A 19,485-nucleotide genomic window follows, 5' to 3' on the forward strand; every position below is an offset into this window, starting at 1 on the left:
CCGGCCGGTTAAACTCGGCGGGTCGCGCCCCGCGCGCCCCGCCCCACTCCTGTTTCAAAGCATGCACACGGTTGTCTTCGGCTGGTTCGGCATCTCCGCCGTCTGGTTCCTCCTTCTCTTCTGGCGTCTCGTACAGGCGATGCTGCCCGGTGGCGGCGGACTCGCCGGTCGCGGCTCGATTCGCCTGTGGCTCGGCTTCGCCGCGGTATTCGTCGCAAGTTGCACGCTGACGAGCCCGCTGTCGGGCCCCGACACGAACGCGCTCGGTCATGCGTTCTCGGCCGGCTTCGCCCACGTGCTCGGCCCGGTCGGCACGCCGGTCGCGATGGTCGTGCTGTTCTTCGCCGGCCTGCCGTGGCTGACCGGCATCGGCTGGCGGCAGTTCGCCGCATGGGTCGACACGTCGTTCGGCGTCAAGCTGTCGCGCGACGGCGGCGACGACGACGCGCGCGGAATCGCCGACCTGCCGCGCAGCGCGCTGCATCGCGACGACGACGTCGTGCAACCGACCACCGCGCACACCGTCAACTCGATGGCGCCGCGCCAGAACGGCCGGTATTCGCGCCCGACATTGTGGAAACCCGATCCGCAGGCACGACCGAAGCCGCGCAGCAAGACGCCCCCGCGCCCCCTTGCGGAACCCGTCGCGCCGTCGGGCTGGCTGAAGCCGACCGCCTCCCCGCGCACGCCGGTGCCGCCCGCCCCCATCCCGGCCAGCGCGATGCCGCCGCCGACCACCGGCAGCACCGCCAGCCTCGCGCGCGCCGCCGCGAACGCGCAAGTGCCGCGCCCCGCGCCCGCCCCGCTTCCGGTCGGATTCGAACCCGTCCGGCCGCGTCCGACCGCCGCGCGGCCGGCCACCGCTGCGCTGACGCAGACCGCGCCGCGCGCGACCGTCACGCCGCGACCGGCCGGCACGCAAGCGCAACGTCCGCCGGTGCGCCCGGTCGCGGGCACGGCGGCCACCGGCCAGTCGCCGGACGCCGCACGTCGCCGCCCGGCGCCGCCCGCCCCGGCGCGCGCACCGCTCTATGCGTGGAACGAGAAGCCGGCCGCGCCGATTACGCCGGCGCCGAGCGTTCACGACACGCTGCGTTCGATCGAGGCCAGCACCGCGCAATGGGCGTCGCTGGGCGGCGCACAGACGGCCGATGCAACGCACGCGGCAACCGCGGCCGCCGCCGTGGCAGCAGGCAGCGTGGCCGCGCCGGTATCGGCGGCATCGGCGGTCGCGTCGAACGCATTCGCCTCCGCGGCACATGACGTTGCAGCCCAGGACACCAACGTTCCGGCAGCACACAAAGAACACGATGCCGTGCCCGCGTACGACGATGGCGCGCCGATCGTGCTCGACGCCTTCATGCCGGCAGAATCGAGCATCACGCAGGCGCCGGCTGGCGAGTTGCGTGGCCCTGCGCTCGATGACGCTACATCGCACGCGCTGCCGGAAACCGGCACCGACGATCGCGTGGTTTCGCATCACGCCGACGACGAGATCCGTCACGTCGACGATGCGCCCGCCGCGCCGGCATTCGAGATCGCAGCCGCGCCGTCGTTCGACGCGCCCATCGATCTCGCGCCGTGGGAAGACGTTGTCAGCGCGCCGGTTTCCGCCCTCGACGTGTCGACCGAAAATTCGATCGCCGAATCGCTGGCGAACACCGCAGGATCGGAATCCGCTCATTCAGCCTCCACGCAAACAGGCGATGCAGCGGTTCGCGACCTCGGCACCAGCACGCCGGCCGGGTCCGTCGATATCGACGACAAGGACGACGCGCAACCGGCGGCTGCCATCGACCGCGCCGCACCGGTCCACGTGCCGCAAGGCGCTGCCGATGCGCACGCCGGTGTAACACCCGTCGAAAGCATCGTTCCGTTCGCTGCGCTGCCCTCTTCGTCGATCGCGCAGACGTCTGCCCGCACGCTTTCCGGGACCGCGTCGACTGCGGCAACGTCCGCACCGGCCGGATCGCAGCCTGCACCGGAAGCTGGCAAGGCAATGGAGGCGGACCCAGCGGCACCGCTGTCGGCCGGCGCTCAACGCGCGACGCCCGCCGCCACACAGTGGACAGCCCCGACGATGCCGTCCGCTGCGGCACCGGCGACCGTCGCTTCGGAAGTGCCGAAATCGCCCGCGGCTCAACCGTTTGCCGCAGCTTCGACGGCTTCGGCCATCGCTGCATCGCCACTGGCCGGCGCGGCTCATGGCTCGACTGCACAAGCATCCACACCCGCATCGAGCGTCGCCCCCGCTACCGCCGCCATCTCACCCGTTGGCACAACCGGCACCGCGTCCGCTTCGCTGACGCAACCGGCCGCATCGGCACCGCCCGTTACTTCCGCCGCGCCGGCATCGCCGGCCGGTGTTACGGGCATGACTTACGGTTCGCTTTCCCGCGCTTCGACGCCCGCATCGACCGCTGCGCCTGCCGTGACGGCATCGACGACCGGTGCGTCGGGTTCGACGTTCGGTTCGATCGCGCCGACGCCGGACACATCGGCGCCCGCCATCGCGACGCCCGCGACTTTCACGTCCGCGCCGAACGCTGCACCGTCTTCCGCGCCGGCATCGACGCTTCCCGCCAGCACGGCGACCACGTCGACCGGTACAACGACCACGACCTTCGCTACATCCGGCTCATCCGGCGCAGTCACCCCGCAGCCGCCAATCAGCTTGCCGGTGTCGCCCACCGCGTCCACCACGACGTCGGCGTCCTTCAGCGCGCTCGCTCCGGCCACCACGGCCGCCGCCACTCCGGCCCACCCGCCCGCGGGTGCGCCTTCAGCCGCAGCCGGATCGCCGATGTCGATCGCGCCCGTACCTGCCGCAACCACAACCGCAGCCGCAACCCAGACGTTCACGACATCGCCCGCCCCTGCCGCTTCGTCGGCAGGCTGGACCATGTCGCACGACGTGACCGCGACGCCGACCGCGGCGCCGCCGGCAGCAATCGTCCCCGGCACGAACCTCCCGGCCACGCCGGCAGCCGTCAGTTCGGCGCCGCCGACCGTGATCCCGCCAATCGGCGCACCCGCGGCCCATGCAACCGAGGCCACCGACGCAACCGAACCGCCCCCGGCCGACACCCCCGTCCGTCAGCCGCGCCCGAACGCGTTCGAATTCCACGCACCCGCGTCGTTCAGCGTCGAACTGCCGACGCTCGACCTGCTCGAACCGGCATCCGACGACATCGAAACGATCACCGAGGAACACCTCGCGCAAACCGCGCAGGTGATCGAGCAGCGGCTGCAGGAATTCAAGGTGCCGGTGACGGTGGTCGGTGCATCGGCCGGCCCCGTGATCACGCGCTTCGAGATCGAACCCGCGCTCGGCGTGCGCGGCAGCCAGATCGTCGGCCTGATGAAGGATCTGTCGCGCGGCCTCGGCCTCACGTCGATCCGCGTCGTCGAGACGATTCCCGGCAAGACCTGCATGGGCCTCGAACTGCCGAACGCGAAGCGTCAGATGATCCGCCTGTCGGAAATTCTTGCCGCACGCGAATATCAGCATTCGCCGTCGCAACTGACGATCGCGATGGGCAAGGACATCACCGGCCATCCGGTCGTCACCGACCTCGCGAAGGCGCCGCACATGCTCGTTGCCGGTACAACCGGTTCGGGCAAGTCGGTCGCGATCAACGCGATGATCCTGTCGCTGCTGTACAAGGCGACGCCGGAAGACGTGCGGCTCATCATGATCGACCCGAAGATGCTGGAGTTGTCGGTCTACGAAGGCATCCCGCACCTGCTCGCGCCGGTCGTCACCGACATGAAGCTCGCGGCCAACGCGCTGAACTGGTGCGTCGGCGAAATGGAGAAGCGCTACCGGCTGATGTCGGCCGTCGGCGTGCGCAACCTCGCGGGCTTCAACCAGAAGATCCGCGACGCGGAAGCGAAGGAAAAGAAGATCGGCAACCCGTTCTCGCTGACGCCCGACGATCCGGAGCCGCTGTCGAAGCTGCCGCTGATCGTCGTCGTGATCGACGAGCTGGCCGACCTGATGATGGTGGCCGGCAAGAAGATCGAGGAGCTGATCGCCCGCCTCGCGCAGAAGGCGCGCGCGGCCGGCATCCACCTGATCCTCGCGACCCAGCGGCCGTCCGTCGACGTGATCACGGGCCTCATCAAGGCGAACATCCCGACGCGCGTCGCGTTCCAGGTGTCGTCGAAGATCGACTCGCGCACGATCCTCGACCAGATGGGTGCGGAGTCGCTGCTCGGGATGGGGGACATGCTGTTCCTGCCGCCCGGCACCGGCTATCCGCAGCGCGTGCACGGCGCGTTCGTCGCCGACGAGGAAGTACACCGGATCGTCGAGTACCTGAAGCAGTTCGGCGAGCCGCAGTACGAGGAAGGCATCCTCGACGGCCCGGCCGCCGACGGCGCGACGCAGGACCTGTTCGGCGACGCGCCGGACGCGGAAGCCGATCCGCTGTACGACGAAGCGGTCGCATTCGTCGTGCGCACGCGGCGCGCGTCGATCTCGTCGGTGCAACGGCAGTTGCGCATCGGCTACAACCGCGCGGCGCGCCTCGTCGAGCAGATGGAAGCGGCCGGCCTCGTGTCGGCGATGGGCATCAACGGCAGCCGCGAGGTACTCGTGCCGGCCGCGGCCGACTGAAGCCGGCAGGCCGGCGGCCGAGAATCATCGATCCGGGCGTGCCACACAACCGGCCGCCCCGCAAAAAAAGGCGCTGCCTCGGCAGCGCCTTTTGCATTTACTGCACCGGCACCAGCTTGAAGTCGACCGGCTTGCCGACCGCGACCTTCTGCGGATTCGCGCCGAGTTGCCCGGTTTCGACATCGCGGCTGAACACGTAGAACGTGTCGCTGTCCTGGTTGCCGACGATCAGCCACTTGCCGGTCGGATCGATCAGGAATTCGCGCGGCGTCTTGCCGAGGCTCGACTGGCGACCGACGTGCTTCAACCGGCCGTCGGCCTTGTTCACCGCGTAGATCACGAGGTCGTTCGCGTCGCCGCGGTTGCTCGCGTACAGGAAGCGGCCGTCCGGCGACAGGTGGATCGCGCCGCCGCCGACCTTGCCCTTGAAGCCCGGCGCCGTCATCGGCAGCGTCTCGATCGGCGTCAGCTTGCCGTCGTGGTAGCCGAACACCTCGACCGATGCGTTCAGCTCGCTCGTCACGTACGCGAACCGGCCGTCGGCGCTGAACACCATGTGGCGCGGGCCCGAGCCGGCCTTCACCGGCGTGTAGCGCGCCTCGGTCGGGCTGATCAACCCGCGGCTGCCGTCCACCGTGTAGCGGTAGCCGTAGATCTTGTCCGCGCCGAGATCCTGCACGAACAGGTAGCGGCCGTCCGGCGAAAACACCGTCGAATGCACGTGCGCGCCGTCCTGGCGGCCCTTCACGGGCCCGGTGCCTTCGTGGTGAACCGTCAGCACGGCCTGGCCGAGCGCGCCGTCGTCGCGCAGCGGGAACACCGCGAAGCTGCCGCCCGGATCGGCCGCGACCGAGTAGTTGGCCGTCACGAGGTACTTGCCGTCCGGCGACAGCGCGAGATAGCAAGGATCGTTCCCTTCGGACGATACGCGGTCGATGAAGCTCAGCGCGCCCGTCTTCGCGTCGAAGCGGAATGCGCTCACGCCGCCGCGCTGCGTCGCCGGGCCGTTGTCGCCGGGCAGTTCGTTGACCGCGTAGACGGTGCGACCGTCGCGGCTCGGCAACAGATACGACGGATTTTCGGTCTTCGCCGACGATACCGGCGCGACGCCGCCGGTCTTGGTATCGAAGCGGTAAACGTAGATCCCGTCGCTGCCGCCGCCCGTATAGGTGCCGACGAGCAGGTTGTAGACGCCGTCGGCCGGGGCGGACGATTGCTGTGCAAACGCGTGGGTCGCGGACAGGGAAAGCACGATCGCGAAACCTTTCATCCAGTGAGCGAGCCTAAGCGGGAACCCTCGTGTCGAAGCGCGTGCGTCATGCTCGCGTAAACGGTTGGGCATTGAATCCTCCTTGCATCGAGTCGCTTCAAGTGTTGAGATAGGACGAAACGCCGGCCGTTCATGCGCTCCGCCGCCCGGCCGAGTATACGGGGCGCGGCGCCCGGGCGTGAAGTCCGGGCCGCCGACGTCCGCATTGTGAACTCGAATACCCAAGGATCGCCTGCCCATGCCCGCCCTGATCGAAGACTACGCCCTCGTCGGCGATGGCCATACGGCCGCGCTGATCGCAAAAGACGGCTCCGTCGACTGGCTGTGCTGGCCCCGCTTCGATTCGGGCGCCTGCTTCGCGGCGCTGCTCGGCACGCCCGAGCACGGCCGCTGGCTGCTTGCTCCGGCCGCCGACGCCGCGATCACGCACACGACCCGCCGCTATCGCGGCGACACGCTGATTCTCGAAACCGATTACGAAAGCGCGGACGGCGCCGTCACCGTGATCGACTTCATGCCGCCCGGCAACGGCTGGTCCGAGCTGGTGCGGATCGTCGTCGGCCGCCACGGCACGATGAAGATGCGCATGGAGCTCGTGTTGCGCTTCGACTACGGTTTCTCGATTCCGTGGGTCACGCAACTGACCCGCGAGGACGGCATGAAGGCCATCGCCGGGCCCGACACCGTCGTACTGCGCACGCCGGTGCCGCTCACCGGCAAGAACCTCCATACGCTCGCGGAATTCACGGTCGGCGCCGACGAGCGCGTGCCGTTCTCGCTCGGCTACGCGGCGTCGCACATGCGGCTGCCGCCCGCGCGCGATCCGCTGTCGATGCTCGCGCGCACCGAGAACTACTGGCTCGAATGGGCGGGCCGCTGCCAGGTGCAGGGCCGCTACGCGGCCGCCGTGCGCCGCTCGCTGATCACGCTGAAGGCGCTCGCGTACGAGCCGACCGGCGGCATCGTCGCCGCGCCGACCACGTCGCTGCCCGAGAAGATCGGCGGCAACCGCAACTGGGATTACCGCTACTGCTGGCTGCGCGACGCGACGATCACGCTGCTCGCGCTGATGCGCGGCGGCTACTACGACGAGGCGCGCGCTTGGCGCACGTGGCTCGGCCGCGTGATGGCCGGCTCGCCCGAGCAGATCCAGATCATGTACGGGATCGCCGGCGAGCGCCGGCTGCCGGAGATGGAGCTCGACTGGCTGCCCGGCTACCAGGACTCGCTGCCGGTACGCGTCGGCAACGGCGCCGCGAACCAGCTCCAGCTCGACGTGTTCGGCGAGGTGATGGCCGCGCTGCACCTCGCGCGCGTGGGCGGCCTGCAGGCCGACGACACGGTCTGGTCCGTGCAGTGCGCGCTGCTCGACCATCTGGAAAAGATCTGGCAGGAGCCCGACGAAGGGATCTGGGAAACGCGCGGAGGCCGGCGCCATTTCACGTTCTCGAAGGTGATGGCGTGGGTCGCGTTCGACCGCGCGATCAAGTCGGCGGAAATGTTCCGGCTGCCCGGCTCGCTCGACCGCTGGCGCGCGCTGCGCGAGCGGATCCATGCGGACGTCTGCGCCAATGCGTGGCACGAAGGCAAGCAGGCGTTCGCGCAAAGCTACGGCAGCGACGAACTCGACGCGAGCGTGCTGCTGCTGCCGCAGCTCGGCTTCCTGCCGCCGGAAGACCCGCGCATCGTCGGCACGGTCGACGCGATCGAACGGGAATTGCTGCACGACGGGCTCGTGATGCGCTACCGCACGACCGAATACGACGACGGCCTGCCGCCGGGCGAAGGCACGTTTCTCGCATGCAGCTTCTGGCTGGTCGACAGCTACGCGCTGCTCGGCCGGATCGACGACGCGCATCGGCTCTTCAGCCGCCTGCTCGCGCTGTCGAACGACCTCGGGCTGCTCGCCGAGGAATACGACCCGGTCGCCGGGCGGCTCGTCGGCAACTTCCCGCAGGCGTTCTCGCACGTGGCGCTCGTGCACACCGCGATGAACCTGATGCACCACGAAGACGCGATGGCGCGCGCGGCCGGCCAGCCCGCGCCGGCCGTGGCCACCGGCCGCTGAACGCTGCCGCCGCGGCCTTGGTCAGAGATCGTCAAATCGCAACACTTTGATGAAAACCCGGGGAAATGTTGCATTGCACCACCGATCGTTGTCCGATATGATCGACGCGATTGTCCGGCTGCAATGCAACATGGCCGGTCGCTGACCCACACGGCACGCCGCGACGCCTCACGCCGCCCTTGCGCACCGTCCCCCACGCGGGAGTAGCCTGCATGCTTTACCAACTGCACGAATTCCAGCGGGCCATGCTGAGCCCCCTCACGGCCTGGGCCCAGGCCGCCTCGAAGTCGTTCGCGAATCCGTCCAGTCCGTTCTCGCTGATGCCCGGCGCCCCGCGGATGGCAGCCGCCTATGAGCTGATGTATCGGCTCGGCAAGGATTACGAAAAGCCCGAATTCAACATTCATCAGATCGTCAAGGACGGCCACAACATTCCGATCGTCGAGCAGACGATCATCGAGAAGCCGTTCTGCCGGCTGCTGCGCTTCAAGCGCTATTCGGACGACGCCGACGCCGTCACGCAACTGAAGGACGAGCCGGTCGTGCTGGTCTGCGCGCCGCTGTCGGGCCACCATTCGACGCTGCTGCGCGACACCGTGCGCACGCTGCTGCAGGATCACAAGGTCTACATCACCGACTGGATCGACGCGCGCATGGTGCCGGTCGAGGTCGGCCCGTTCCACCTGCACGACTACATCGCGTACATCCAGGAATTCATCCGCCACATCGGCGCGCGCAACCTGCACGTGATCTCGGTATGCCAGCCGACGGTGCCGGTGCTCGCGGCGATTTCGCTGATGGCGAGCCGCGGCGAGGACACCCCGCTCACGATGACGATGATGGGCGGCCCGATCGATGCGCGCCGCAGCCCGACTTCCGTGAATTCGCTCGCGACGCAGCACTCGACCGCGTGGTTCGAGAACAACGTGATCCACACGGTGCCCGCGAACTATCCGGGCGAAGGCCGCCAGGTGTATCCGGGCTTCCTGCAGCACACGGGCTTCGTCGCGATGAACCCGGAGCGGCACGCGCAATCGCACTGGGATTTCTACCAGAGCCTGCTGCGCGGCGACGAGGACGATGCCGAAGCGCACCGCCGCTTCTACGACGAGTACAACGCGGTGCTCGACATGGCCGCCGAGTATTACCTCGAAACCATTCGCGTCGTGTTCCAGGAATTCCGGCTGGCGGAAGGCACGTGGGACGTCGAAGGCGAGCGCGTGCGGCCGCAGGACATCAAGCACACCGCGCTGATGACGATCGAAGGCGAACTCGACGACATCTCGGGCAGCGGCCAGACCCACGTCGCGCACGAGCTGTGCACGGGCATTCCGCAAGACGATCGCCGCAGCCTGACCGCCGAGAAGTGCGGTCACTACGGGATCTTCTCGGGCCGCCGCTGGCGCACGATCATCTATCCGCAACTGCGCGACTTCATCCGCGAGCATGCGCCGGAGCCGAAGAACGGCGCGACGAAGTTGCCCGCCGATGCGCAGGATGCCACCGCGATCGGCGTCGTGCCGGCCGCAAAACCGGAGCCGGAGACGACGGCGCGCGCCACCGCCGCGAAGCGTACGCGCGCGAAGGCGCCGGCCGTGACGGTCGCGCCCGCGAGGACACCCGCCGCAAAGGCCGCGCCCGCCGCGAAACGCGCGGCAAGCAGCCCGCGCGCAAAACCCGTGCGTGCCCGCAAGGCCGCCTGACACGCCGCCCTCCGACGCAAAAACGCCGCCGTTGCTTGCGCACGGCGGCGTTTTTTCATGCGGCGACGACGAGCGGGCGGCTCGCCGGCTCGTCCGTTCGTTGCGTCAGCGCCGCAGCAGATACGCGAGCAGCACCTCGGTGTTCATCCGGACCATCTCCGCGCGTTCGTCGGTGTCGGTGAAGTCGCGGCCGAGCGTCGCGGCGAGCGTGAAGCGGTTCGAGACGATGTAGTAGCCGAGCCCCGACAGCGTCACGTAGAAGCGCAGCGGATCGACGTCGTTGCGAAACAGCCCGGCCTTCTGGCCGCGCATCAGCACGTTGCCGAGCTTCGCGACGATCGGCGACATCATCTCGCGGATCCGCGTCGACTTGTGCAGATAGCGGGCTTCGTGCAGATTCTCGTTGTTGATGAGCCGGAGCAGCTCCGGATGGTCGCGGTAGTAGTCCCAAACGAAATGCGCGAGCCGCGTGACGGCTTCGACCGGCGCGACGCCATCGAGATCGAGCACGCGCTCGGCCTCGGTCAGCGCGGAAAACGCGTGTTCGAGCACCGCCGTGAAGAGCTGCTCCTTGCTGCCGAAGTAGTAATAGAGCATGCGCTCGTTGGTTTCGGCCCGGCGCGCGATCTGATCGACGCGCGCGCCGAACAGCCCTCCATTCGCGAACTCTTCGGCTGCCGCCATCAGGATGCGGCGGCGCGTACCTTCAGGATCTCTTTTGATTTTTGGCTGATTCATGGTGGCGTTTTGCTATGTGAGCCGCTTGATCCGGACCGGCACCCCCACCGCCTCGGCGCCGGCCGCCCTGGAACGGGCGCGCCGCGGACGGCCGCCCTCCTGCTGAGCCCCTGCAAAAAAGCGGTTCGATTATGCGCATAGACGGCGTCCAGCGCAATGCGGGAAATCGGCGATAATCGAGCTTTGGCAAACCTTTCCGGCCGCGCCCGACGCGGCCGAGAGCCATTCGGCGCCGTTGCGCCCGCTGTTACCGTGACCGACTCCAAAACACTCGCGGATCGCATCGAAGATCTGCTGCCCCAGACGCAATGCACGAAGTGCGGCTATAACGGCTGTCGCCCGTACGCCGAGGCGATCGCCGCCGGCGACGCGAACTACAACCAGTGCCCGCCCGGCGGCGCCGAAGGCATCGCGCGCCTCGCGAACCTGCTCGGCAAGCCGGTGATTCCGCTGAACCCGGTCAACGGCACCGAGCATCCGCGCGCGATCGCGTTCATCGACGAAAACCTGTGCATCGGCTGCACGCTGTGCATGCAGGCGTGCCCGGTCGACGCGATCGTCGGCGCGCCGAAGCAGATGCACACGATCGTCGCGTCGCTGTGCACGGGCTGCGACCTGTGCGTGCCGCCGTGCCCGGTCGACTGCATCGCAATGCTGCCGGTGACCGGCGATCGCACGGGCTGGGAGGCGTGGTCGCAGGAACAGGCCGACGCCGCACGCGAACGTCACGACCTGCGGCTCGCACGCCAGCGCCGCGAGCGCGAGGCCGCCGAAGCGCGCGCCGCCGCACGCCGCGCGGCCAGCGCCACGAAGCCGGCCGCGGAGCCCACCGCCGCACAGCCCGGCGCGCCAGCCGCCGCACCGGCCGACGACGACGCCGAAGCGAAGAAACGCGCGATCATCGCCGCCGCGCTCGAACGCGCGCGCAAGAAGAAGGAAGAACTGTCCGGGCAAGGCGCCGGGCCGAAGAACACCGAAGGCGTGAGCGCGGCCGTCCAGGCGCAGATCGACGCGGCCGAGGCCCGCCGCAAGCGGCTCGCCGAACAGCAGGCGCAGCGCGACGCCGAAGCGGCATCGGGCAGCAACGACAACGACGCAGGCAACGACGATCCGGACGGCCCGTCCGCGCCGCCCGACCAGAACGCTCCATGAACGCCAGCAAACGACGCGCGATCTACGAAACGCTGCAGAGCCTCAATCCGCATCCGACCACCGAGCTCGAATATTCGACGCCGTTCGAGCTGCTGATCGCCGTGATGCTGTCCGCGCAGGCGACCGACGTGTCGGTCAACAAGGCAATGCGGAAAATGTTTCCGGTCGCGAACACCCCGCGACAAATCGTCGCGCTTGGCGAGGAAGGCGTCACCGAGTACATCAAGACGATCGGCCTCTATCGCACCAAGGCGAAGAACGTGGTCGCGACGTGCCGGATCCTGCTCGAGCGTTACGACGGCGAGGTGCCGGCCGATCGCGAAGCGCTCGAAGGCCTGCCGGGCGTCGGCCGCAAGACGGCGAACGTCGTGCTGAACACCGCGTTCGGCCAGCCGACGATCGCGGTCGACACGCATATCTTCCGCGTCGCGAATCGCACCGGGCTCGCGCCGGGCAAGGACGTGCGGGCCGTCGAGGCCGCGCTCGAGAAGTTCACGCCGAAGGAATTCCTGCAGGACGCGCATCACTGGCTGATCCTGCACGGGCGCTACGTGTGCAAGGCACGGCGGCCCGAATGCTGGCACTGCGCGATCGAGCCGCTGTGCGAATTCCGGCCGAAGACGCCGCCGCCCAACGAATAAGCGTCCGGTACGACGGGCCCGCGCCGCGGGCCGTCGCAGTCCCCGCCCCCTTTCCCGACTACGCGTTGGACGTCGCCGTCGCGTCGTCGGCCGCCGCGCCGCCCGCGCGCATGAGCGCCAGCACGGCCGCCAGAATCGCGACGCCGCCCGCCCATTGCAGCGGCGACAATGCCTCCCCGAACAGCAGCGCCGCGAGCGCGACCGTCACGACCGGCTCGAGCGTCGACAGCATCGACGTGCGCGCGGCCCCGAGCCGCGCGAGCCCGGCGAAGAACGCGAGCATCGCCGCGACCGTCGATATCAGCGCGATCGCGAGCATCGACGCCCAGCCGCCGGCCGTCGCCGGCCAGCGCGGCGGCGCGCCGAACGCCGCCGTTCGCACGACGGCGATCGCGACGAGCGTCGCGCTGGCCGACAGGCAGATGATCGCGGTGGTCGCGAGCGGATCGACGCCGCGCGTCGCCTTCGTGCCGCCGACGATGTACAGCGAGTAGATCACCGCGGCGGCCAGCGCGAGCGCGATCCCGAGCGGCTCGCCGTGCCCGCCGCCGACCATCAGCGCCGAACCCGCGACGCACAGCACCAGCGCGACGGCCTTCGCGCGCGTCAGGCGCTCGCCGAGCCACCACGCGGCCAGCAGCGTGACGAACGCCGGATAGAGGTACAGCAGCAGCGCGACGAGGCTCGCCTGCGCGTGCTGCAGCGCGCTGAAATAGCAGAACGACTGCCCGACGTAGCCGAGCGCGCCCATCGTCACCAGCGGCGCGAGCGCGCGCCCGCGCGGCCACGCGACGCGGCGCTGCCGTGCGATCGCGGCGAGCACCGCGCCGCCGATCGCGAAGCGCACGATCAGCAGCCCGAGCACGTCGACGCCGGCCGCATACGCATAGCGGCCGAAAATCGCCATCGCGCCGAACGCGGCGGCGGACAACGCGACGTAGAGCGCGCCCTGCAGGGCCGCGGACGATGGGCGGACGGTGGCGGTCATGACGAAACGGGCGGCAACGCGCCGTGACGGGAATCGTCGGAGTGTAGCGGCGCGGCGGCGGCGAGCCTACCCGCGCTTACCCGTTCCGCGGCGGGCGGGCGCAACACCGCCTCGACCGCTGCCGGGGCCGCCGCCAGCGCCGTGCGCCGCTCCGGCGTACAATGCCCGACGCGGCATGAGCCGCCCGAATCACGACGTTTCCCCACCATGTTCAATCCAAGCCGCGACGACGTGCGTCGCTTTTTCACCGAGACCTGGCGCAAGCAGCGCGCGGGCGAGATCCTGACGCCGCTGGAAGCGATTGCCGCCGACTGGATCGTCGAGCATCCCGAATACCACGACGAACTGGCCGACGCCGACGGCGCGGCGGCGCGCAACTACACGCCCGAGGAAGGCCGGACCAATCCGTTCCTGCACCTGTCGATGCACCTCGCGATCAGCGAACAGCTATCGATCGACCAGCCGCCCGGCATCCGCGCCGCGCACGACAAGCTGGCCGCGAAGCTCGACTCGACCCATGACGCGCAGCACGCGATCATGGAATGCCTCGGCGAGACGATCTGGGAAGCGCAGCGCACCAACACGCCGCCCGATACCGACGCGTACCTGCAGCGCATCCTGCGCCGCGCGTCGCGCGACTGACGCCCCGAGGCCGGCACATCGGCCCCGCACCGGGCCGCGGCCAAAAAAATACCCCGCCGAGGCGGGGCATTCTTGCTGCGTGAGCCCGCGAGGCCCGTCGCGCTTACTTCTTGAACACGAGGTCGGTTTCCTTCAGCGACTCGATGTAGGACGCGATGTCCTTCATGTCGCTGACCGACAGGTTCTGTACCTGCGCCTGCATGATCGCGTTGTTGCGACCGAGCAGCGGGTTCGTCAGCCCCATCTGGTACTGGCGCATCGCCCACACGAGGTAGTCGGCGTGCTGGCCGGCGAGGCGCGGGTACTCCGCGTTGATCGGCTTGTTCAGCTGCGCGCCGTGGCAGGCCGCGCAATTGTGCGACTCGACCAGTTCCTTGCCCTTCGAGATGTCCGCGGCGTGCGCGGTACCGATCGCGAGGCCGGCCGCCAGTGCAACCGCCGCCGTCTTGAATGCGTTGTTCATGAATGCTCCTGTCCCGCCGGAGAGATCGGCGGCGCGCGCTTTACTTGTAGGGATTGTCCTTCGTGTCGGCCTTCTGCGCGGCGTAGTACGCCGACAGATCCGCGATGTCCTGGTCGGTCAGCGAACCGGCGATCGCATTCATCGACGGGAAGTGACGATCCTTCTTGCGGTAGGCCTTCAGCGCGTTCTCGAGGTATTGCTGGTTCTGGCCGCCGAGGACAGGCACCCGGTAGACCTCCGGGTACGCCGCGCGGTAGTCCTGGATGCCGTGGCAACCGATGCACATGGCGGCCTTGCTCGCCCCGTCCTTCGGGTTGCCGACCACACCGGCCGCCTGCGCGCTGCCCGCGAGCGCCACGAGCGCTGCGACAACGACGTGTTTGCCGACGAATTTGTTCATAGCTCTTGTAACCTAGCTTGAGGGGAAACTGGCGCCAAAGCGGCAACGGCCCGCGCCGTTTTGCTTATCGGATCGCCACGCAGGCCAAAAAAAACGGCCAGATTGTACCGCGTCGGCGGGGAACGCGTCCATACGGCGCCCCGGTTCGCCCCGCCGCAGCCCCGCAACGATACGCGGGCGCGGCCCAACCGGACAGCCCTTCTGACTTATACTGGGTTTTTTTCCCGATGAAGAAGAGCGCCGCCATGCGTTTCGAAGGGTCCTCGCAGTACGTCGCCACCGACGATCTGAAGCTCGCGGTCAACGCCGCATTGACGCTGCAACGCCCGCTGCTGATCAAGGGCGAGCCCGGCACCGGCAAGACCATGCTCGCCGAGGAAGTGGCCGCCGCGCTCGACATGCCGCTGTTGCAGTGGCACATCAAGTCGACCACCAAGGCGCAGCAGGGCCTGTACGAATACGACGCCGTGTCGCGGCTGCGCGATTCGCAGCTCGGCGACGCGCGCGTGAAGGACATCGCGAACTACATCGTCAAGGGCGTGCTGTGGCAGGCGTTCGACGCCGAGCGCCCGAGCGTGCTGCTGATCGACGAGATCGACAAGGCCGACATCGAATTCCCGAACGACCTGCTGCGCGAGCTCGACCGGATGGAGTTCCACGTGTACGAGACGCGCGAGACGGTGCGCGCGAAGCACCGTCCGCTCGTCATCATCACGTCGAACAACGAGAAGGAGCTGCCCGACGCGTTCCTGCGCCGCTGCTTCTTCCACTACATCCAGTTTCCGGACCCGTCGACGATGCAGAAGATCGTCGCGGTGCACTTCCCCGACATCCGCGAGGAGCTGCTGCGCGCGGCGCTCGAGAGTTTCTTCGAATTGCGCGGCGTGTCGGGCCTGAAGAAGAAGCCGTCGACGTCCGAACTGCTCGACTGGCTGAAGCTGCTGCTCGCCGAGAACATCCCGGCCGACGCGCTGCGCGGCGCGGACGCGAAGCAGATCGTGCCGCCGCTCGCGGGCGCGCTGCTGAAGAACGAGCAGGATCTGAGCCTGCTCGAACGGCTCGTCTACATGAACCGGCACAACCGGTAACTCCCCCACCCCCGAAGGCCCGGCCATGCTGCTCAATTTCTTCTACGCGCTGCGCGCAGCCAAGCTGCCCGTCTCGGTGAAGGAATACCTGACGCTGCTCGAATCGCTGAAGGCCGGGCTGATCTCGCCGTCGATCGACGCGTTCTACTTCCTCGCGCGGATGACACTCGTCAAGGACGAACAGTACTTCGACAAGTTCGACCAGGCGTTCGGCGCATATTTCCACGGTGTGTCCACGCTGCCGTCCGAGGCGTTCGACATCCCGCTCGACTGGCTCGAGAAGCGCCTCGAGCGCGAGCTGTCGCCGGAGGAGAAGGCGCAGATCGACGCGATGGGCGGGCTCGACAAGCTGATGGAGCGCCTGAAGGCGCTGCTCGACGAGCAGAAGGAACGCCACGAAGGCGGCAACAAGTGGATCGGCACGGGCGGCACGTCGCCGTTCGGGCACGGCGGCTACAACCCCGAAGGCGTGCGCATCGGCGGCCCGTCGAACGGCAACCGCACCGCGGTAAAGGTGTGGGAGGCGCGCGCGTACCGCGACTACGACGATTCGGTCGAGATCGGCACGCGCAACATCAAGGTCGCGCTGCGGCGGCTGCGCCGCTTCGCGCGCGAAGGCGCCGCCGAGGAGCTCGACCTGCCCGGCACGATCCGCAGCACGGCCGCGAACGCAGGCTGGCTCGACCTGCGGATGGTGCCCGAGCGCCACAACAACGTGAAGGTGCTGATGCTGCTCGACGTCGGCGGCTCGATGGACGACCACATCAAGCGGACCGAAGAGCTGTTCTCGGCCGCGAAGGCCGAATTCAAGCACCTCGAATTCTTCTACTTCCACAACTGCGTGTACGACCACCTGTGGAAGAACAACCGCCGCCGCCACGCGGAACGCACGGCGACGTGGGACGTGCTGCACAAGTTCACGCCCGACTACAAGCTGATCTTCGTCGGCGACGCGACGATGAGCCCGTACGAAGTGCTGCAGCCCGGCGGCTCGGTCGAATACAACAATCCGGAAGCCGGCGCCGTGTGGCTGCGCCGGCTCGCCGACCAGTTCCCCCATCATGCCTGGCTGAACCCCGAGCCCGAGCGGCTATGGGAGTACCGGCAATCGATCGCGATCATTCGCGACGTGCTCGGCCAGCGCATGTATCCACTGACGCTCGCGGGCCTCGAAACCGCGATGCGCGCACTCAGCAAGTAACGACACCCACCCGCAGATACACAGGCCGCGTCCGAGCGGCCGCCCCGGAGATTGCATGAACCCTTCGCCCACCGCGAGCGCCGGCCGCGCCGGCGGCCGCCGCTTTTTCGCCGATACGTCCGTGTCCGCGCTCGTCGCCGGCTTCGTCGCGATGATGACCGGCTACACGAGTTCGCTCGTGCTGATGTTCCAGGCCGGCCGCGCCGCCCACCTCACCGATGCGCAGATCTCGTCGTGGATCTGGGCGCTGTCGATCGGCATGGCGCTGACGACCATCGGCCTGTCGCTGCGCTATCGCGCGCCCGTCGTGGTCGCGTGGTCGACGCCCGGCGCCGCGCTGCTGATCGCGTCGCTGCCCGGCGTGCCCTACCCCGAGGCGATCGGCGCGTTCGTCGTGTGCGCGCTGCTGCTGACGGCCGTCGGCGTAAGCGGGCTGTTCGACACGCTGATGAAGCGCATTCCGGCCGGCATCGCGGCGGCGCTGCTCGCGGGCATCCTGTTCGAGATCGGCATCGAGATCTTCCGCGCCGCGCAGTTCCAGACCGCGCTGGTGCTCGCGATGTTCTTCACCTACCTGATCGTCAAGCGCCTCGCGCCGCGCTATGCGATTCCGACGACGCTGATCGTCGGCACGGCCGTGGCCGGCGGCCTCGGCCTGCTCGATTTCAGCCGCTTCCACATCGCGCTCGCGCAACCCGTGTTCACGATGCCCGCGTTCTCGATCGCGTCGATCGTCAGCATCGGCATTCCGCTGTTCGTGGTCGCGATGGCGTCGCAGAACGTGCCGGGCATCGCGGTGCTGCGCGCGGACGGCTATCCGACGCCGTCGTCGCCGCTGATCGCGACGACCGGCCTCGCGTCGCTGCTGCTCGCGCCGTTCGGCTCGCACGGCGTGAACCTCGCGGCGATCACGGCCGCGATCTGCACCGGCCCCGAAGCGCACGAGGATCACACGAAGCGCTACACGGCCGCCGTGTGGTGCGGCACGTTCTACCTGATCGCCGGCATCTTCGGCGCGACGATCGCCGCGCTGTTCGCGGCGCTGCCGAAGGCGCTCGTCGTGTCGGTCGCGGCGCTCGCGCTGTTCGGCTCGATCATGAGCGGGCTCGCGAACGCGATGCAGGACGTGAAGCAGCGCGAAGCGGCGCTCGTCACGTTCATGGTGACCGCGTCGGGCCTCACGCTGCTGTCGATCGGCCCGGCGTTCTGGGGGCTCGTCGCGGGCGTCGTCACGCAGGTGATCCTGAACGCGCGGCGCCCCGCGTGACGCGGCTCGCCGGCCGCCGCGGCGCGCCCCCGGCACGCCAAAACGTGCTCGACACGAATCGGGCCTAAAATGATGGATCGGAGGCGGCGCCCGGCGCCGCTTCGCTTCGCCGCCGCGCTCGCGCGGCCCGTGAGAACCCGGCGCCCCGCGCGCTTCTTTCGAATCGCCATGACTACCGCACTCGACCAGCTGAAGCAGTACACGACCGTCGTCGCCGACACGGGCGACTTCCAGCAGCTTGCGCAATACAAGCCGCAGGACGCGACCACGAATCCGTCGCTGATCCTGAAGGCCGTCCAGAAGGATGCGTACAAGCCGATCCTCGAGAAAACCGTCCGCGATCATCGCAACGAAAGCACCGATTTCATCATCGACCGCCTGCTGATCGCATTCGGCACCGAAATCCTGAAGCTGATCCCGGGCCGCGTATCGACCGAGGTCGACGCGCGCCTGTCGTTCGACACGCAGCGCTCGATCGACAAGGGTCGCGAGCTCATCAAGCTGTACGAAGCAGCCGGCGTCGGCCGCGAACGCATCCTGATCAAGCTTGCGTCGACGTGGGAAGGCATCCGCGCGGCCGAGGTGCTGCAGAAGGAAGGGATCAAGTGCAACATGACCCTGCTTTTCTCGCTCGTGCAGGCCGCCGCGTGCGCGGAAGCCGGCGCGCAGCTGATCTCGCCGTTCGTCGGCCGCATCTACGACTGGTACAAGAAGCAGGCCGGCGCCGACTGGAATGAAGCGCGGGACGGCGGCGCGAACGATCCGGGCGTGCAATCGGTGCGCCGCATCTACACGTACTACAAGACCTTCGGCTACAAGACCGAAGTGATGGGCGCGAGCTTCCGCACGACCAGCCAGATCATCGAGCTCGCCGGCTGCGACCTGCTGACGATCAGTCCCGATTTGCTGCAGAAGCTGCAGGAGAGCAACGACACGGTCGCGCGCAAGCTGTCGCCCGACACGCTGCAGGACAAGCCGGCCGAGCGCGTCGCGATCGACGAGGCGTCGTTCCGCTTCCAGCTGAACGACGAAGCGATGGCCACCGAAAAGCTCGCCGAAGGCATCCGCGTGTTCGCCGCCGACGCGGTGAAGCTCGAGAAGCTGATCGACGCGCTGCGCTGAGCCATGCCGCGCGTCAGCGGCTGTCAGCAAGACTGACAACAGCCGTCAGCACTTGCTGCACACGGTCGCGAACGTGATGTTCGCGGCCGTTTTTATTTTTCATTCCATCGTCAAGCGCGCG

Annotated in this window: 15 protein-coding genes; 10 read left to right on the forward strand and 5 right to left on the reverse strand. The window is 68.4% G+C overall.

Annotation, left to right across the window (positions count from 1 at the left end):
- Window positions 1-61: 61 nt before the first annotated feature.
- Window positions 62-4,621 carry a DNA translocase FtsK gene (locus KU887_RS12465; RefSeq protein WP_258250083.1) on the forward strand — a complete coding sequence of 1,520 codons (4,560 nt, stop codon included), beginning with the start codon at window positions 62-64 and terminating at the stop codon, window positions 4,619-4,621.
- A 97-nt stretch (window positions 4,622-4,718) separates the two neighbouring features.
- Here the strand turns inward: KU887_RS12465 and KU887_RS12470 are convergent, their stop codons facing one another.
- Entirely contained in the window at window positions 4,719-5,963 is a 1,245-nt protein-coding gene (locus KU887_RS12470) for a lactonase family protein (protein WP_112750493.1), read from the reverse strand.
- Window positions 5,964-6,129: 166 nt separating this feature from the next.
- On the opposite strand from KU887_RS12470, the gene KU887_RS12475 reads away from it, so the two are divergent.
- The gene (locus KU887_RS12475) at window positions 6,130-7,959 is read left to right on the forward strand and encodes a glycoside hydrolase family 15 protein (protein ID WP_006486779.1); all 1,830 of its coding nucleotides are present in this window, start codon (window positions 6,130-6,132) and stop codon (window positions 7,957-7,959) included.
- Between the two features lie 212 nt (window positions 7,960-8,171).
- Complete coding sequence (locus KU887_RS12480) at window positions 8,172-9,662, forward strand: polyhydroxyalkanoate depolymerase (RefSeq protein WP_006493406.1); 1,491 nt, start codon at window positions 8,172-8,174, stop codon at window positions 9,660-9,662.
- A gap of 105 nt (window positions 9,663-9,767) precedes the next feature.
- On the opposite strand, the gene KU887_RS12485 is transcribed toward KU887_RS12480, so the two are convergent.
- Window positions 9,768-10,400 (reverse strand): TetR family transcriptional regulator, encoded by a 633-nt coding sequence (locus KU887_RS12485; protein WP_006485466.1) that lies wholly within the window; start codon window positions 10,398-10,400, stop codon window positions 9,768-9,770.
- A gap of 156 nt (window positions 10,401-10,556) precedes the next feature.
- Between KU887_RS12485 and rsxB the strand changes: the two genes are divergently transcribed.
- Together rsxB and nth are read left to right on the forward strand one after the other, a co-directional pair.
- The gene (gene rsxB / locus KU887_RS12490) at window positions 10,557-11,552 is read left to right on the forward strand and encodes an electron transport complex subunit RsxB (protein WP_058901678.1); all 996 of its coding nucleotides are present in this window, start codon (window positions 10,557-10,559) and stop codon (window positions 11,550-11,552) included.
- Window positions 11,549-12,193, forward strand: a complete 645-nt coding sequence (gene nth, locus KU887_RS12495) for an endonuclease III (protein ID WP_006478196.1) — start codon at window positions 11,549-11,551, stop codon at window positions 12,191-12,193. Before rsxB ends, nth begins: the two co-directional genes overlap by 4 nt.
- Window positions 12,194-12,251: 58 nt before the next feature.
- Here the strand turns inward: nth and KU887_RS12500 are convergent, their stop codons facing one another.
- Window positions 12,252-13,181: a DMT family transporter gene (locus KU887_RS12500; RefSeq protein WP_077056580.1), complete on the reverse strand. Its 930-nt coding sequence runs from the start codon at window positions 13,179-13,181 to the stop codon at window positions 12,252-12,254.
- 207 nt (window positions 13,182-13,388) lie between these two features.
- Here KU887_RS12500 and KU887_RS12505 point away from each other — a divergent pair, with 207 nt between their 5' ends.
- Window positions 13,389-13,823, forward strand: coding sequence for a DUF1841 family protein (locus KU887_RS12505; RefSeq protein WP_006490655.1), 435 nt, complete (start codon window positions 13,389-13,391; stop codon window positions 13,821-13,823).
- 103 nt (window positions 13,824-13,926) lie between these two features.
- On the opposite strand, the gene KU887_RS12510 is transcribed toward KU887_RS12505, so the two are convergent.
- A complete protein-coding gene (locus KU887_RS12510) occupies window positions 13,927-14,286 on the reverse strand; it encodes a cytochrome c (RefSeq protein WP_006490657.1) in 360 nt (119 codons plus the stop codon).
- 40 nt (window positions 14,287-14,326) lie between these two features.
- The gene (locus KU887_RS12515) at window positions 14,327-14,686 is read right to left on the reverse strand and encodes a cytochrome c (RefSeq protein WP_006478192.1); all 360 of its coding nucleotides are present in this window, start codon (window positions 14,684-14,686) and stop codon (window positions 14,327-14,329) included.
- Window positions 14,687-14,931: 245 nt separating this feature from the next.
- On the opposite strand from KU887_RS12515, the gene KU887_RS12520 reads away from it, so the two are divergent.
- The 4 genes from KU887_RS12520 to tal all read left to right on the forward strand — a co-directional run bounded on the left by KU887_RS12520 (window position 14,932) and on the right by tal (window position 19,364).
- Entirely contained in the window at window positions 14,932-15,774 is an 843-nt protein-coding gene (locus KU887_RS12520; protein WP_021033334.1) for a MoxR family ATPase, read from the forward strand.
- Window positions 15,775-15,799: 25 nt separating this feature from the next.
- On the forward strand, window positions 15,800-16,975 hold the full coding sequence (locus KU887_RS12525) for a VWA domain-containing protein (RefSeq protein ID WP_006497060.1): 1,176 nt from the start codon (window positions 15,800-15,802) through the stop codon (window positions 16,973-16,975).
- Window positions 16,976-17,030: 55 nt separating this feature from the next.
- Window positions 17,031-18,242 (forward strand): benzoate/H(+) symporter BenE family transporter, encoded by a 1,212-nt coding sequence (locus KU887_RS12530; RefSeq protein WP_058901681.1) that lies wholly within the window; start codon window positions 17,031-17,033, stop codon window positions 18,240-18,242.
- A 168-nt stretch (window positions 18,243-18,410) separates the two neighbouring features.
- The gene (gene tal / locus KU887_RS12535; protein WP_012492750.1) at window positions 18,411-19,364 is read left to right on the forward strand and encodes a transaldolase; all 954 of its coding nucleotides are present in this window, start codon (window positions 18,411-18,413) and stop codon (window positions 19,362-19,364) included.
- Window positions 19,365-19,485: the final 121 nt, after the last annotated feature.

This window comes from Burkholderia sp. EMB26, assembly GCF_024730645.1.
In the GTDB taxonomy this organism is placed as follows: Bacteria; Pseudomonadota; Gammaproteobacteria; order Burkholderiales; family Burkholderiaceae; genus Burkholderia; species Burkholderia cenocepacia.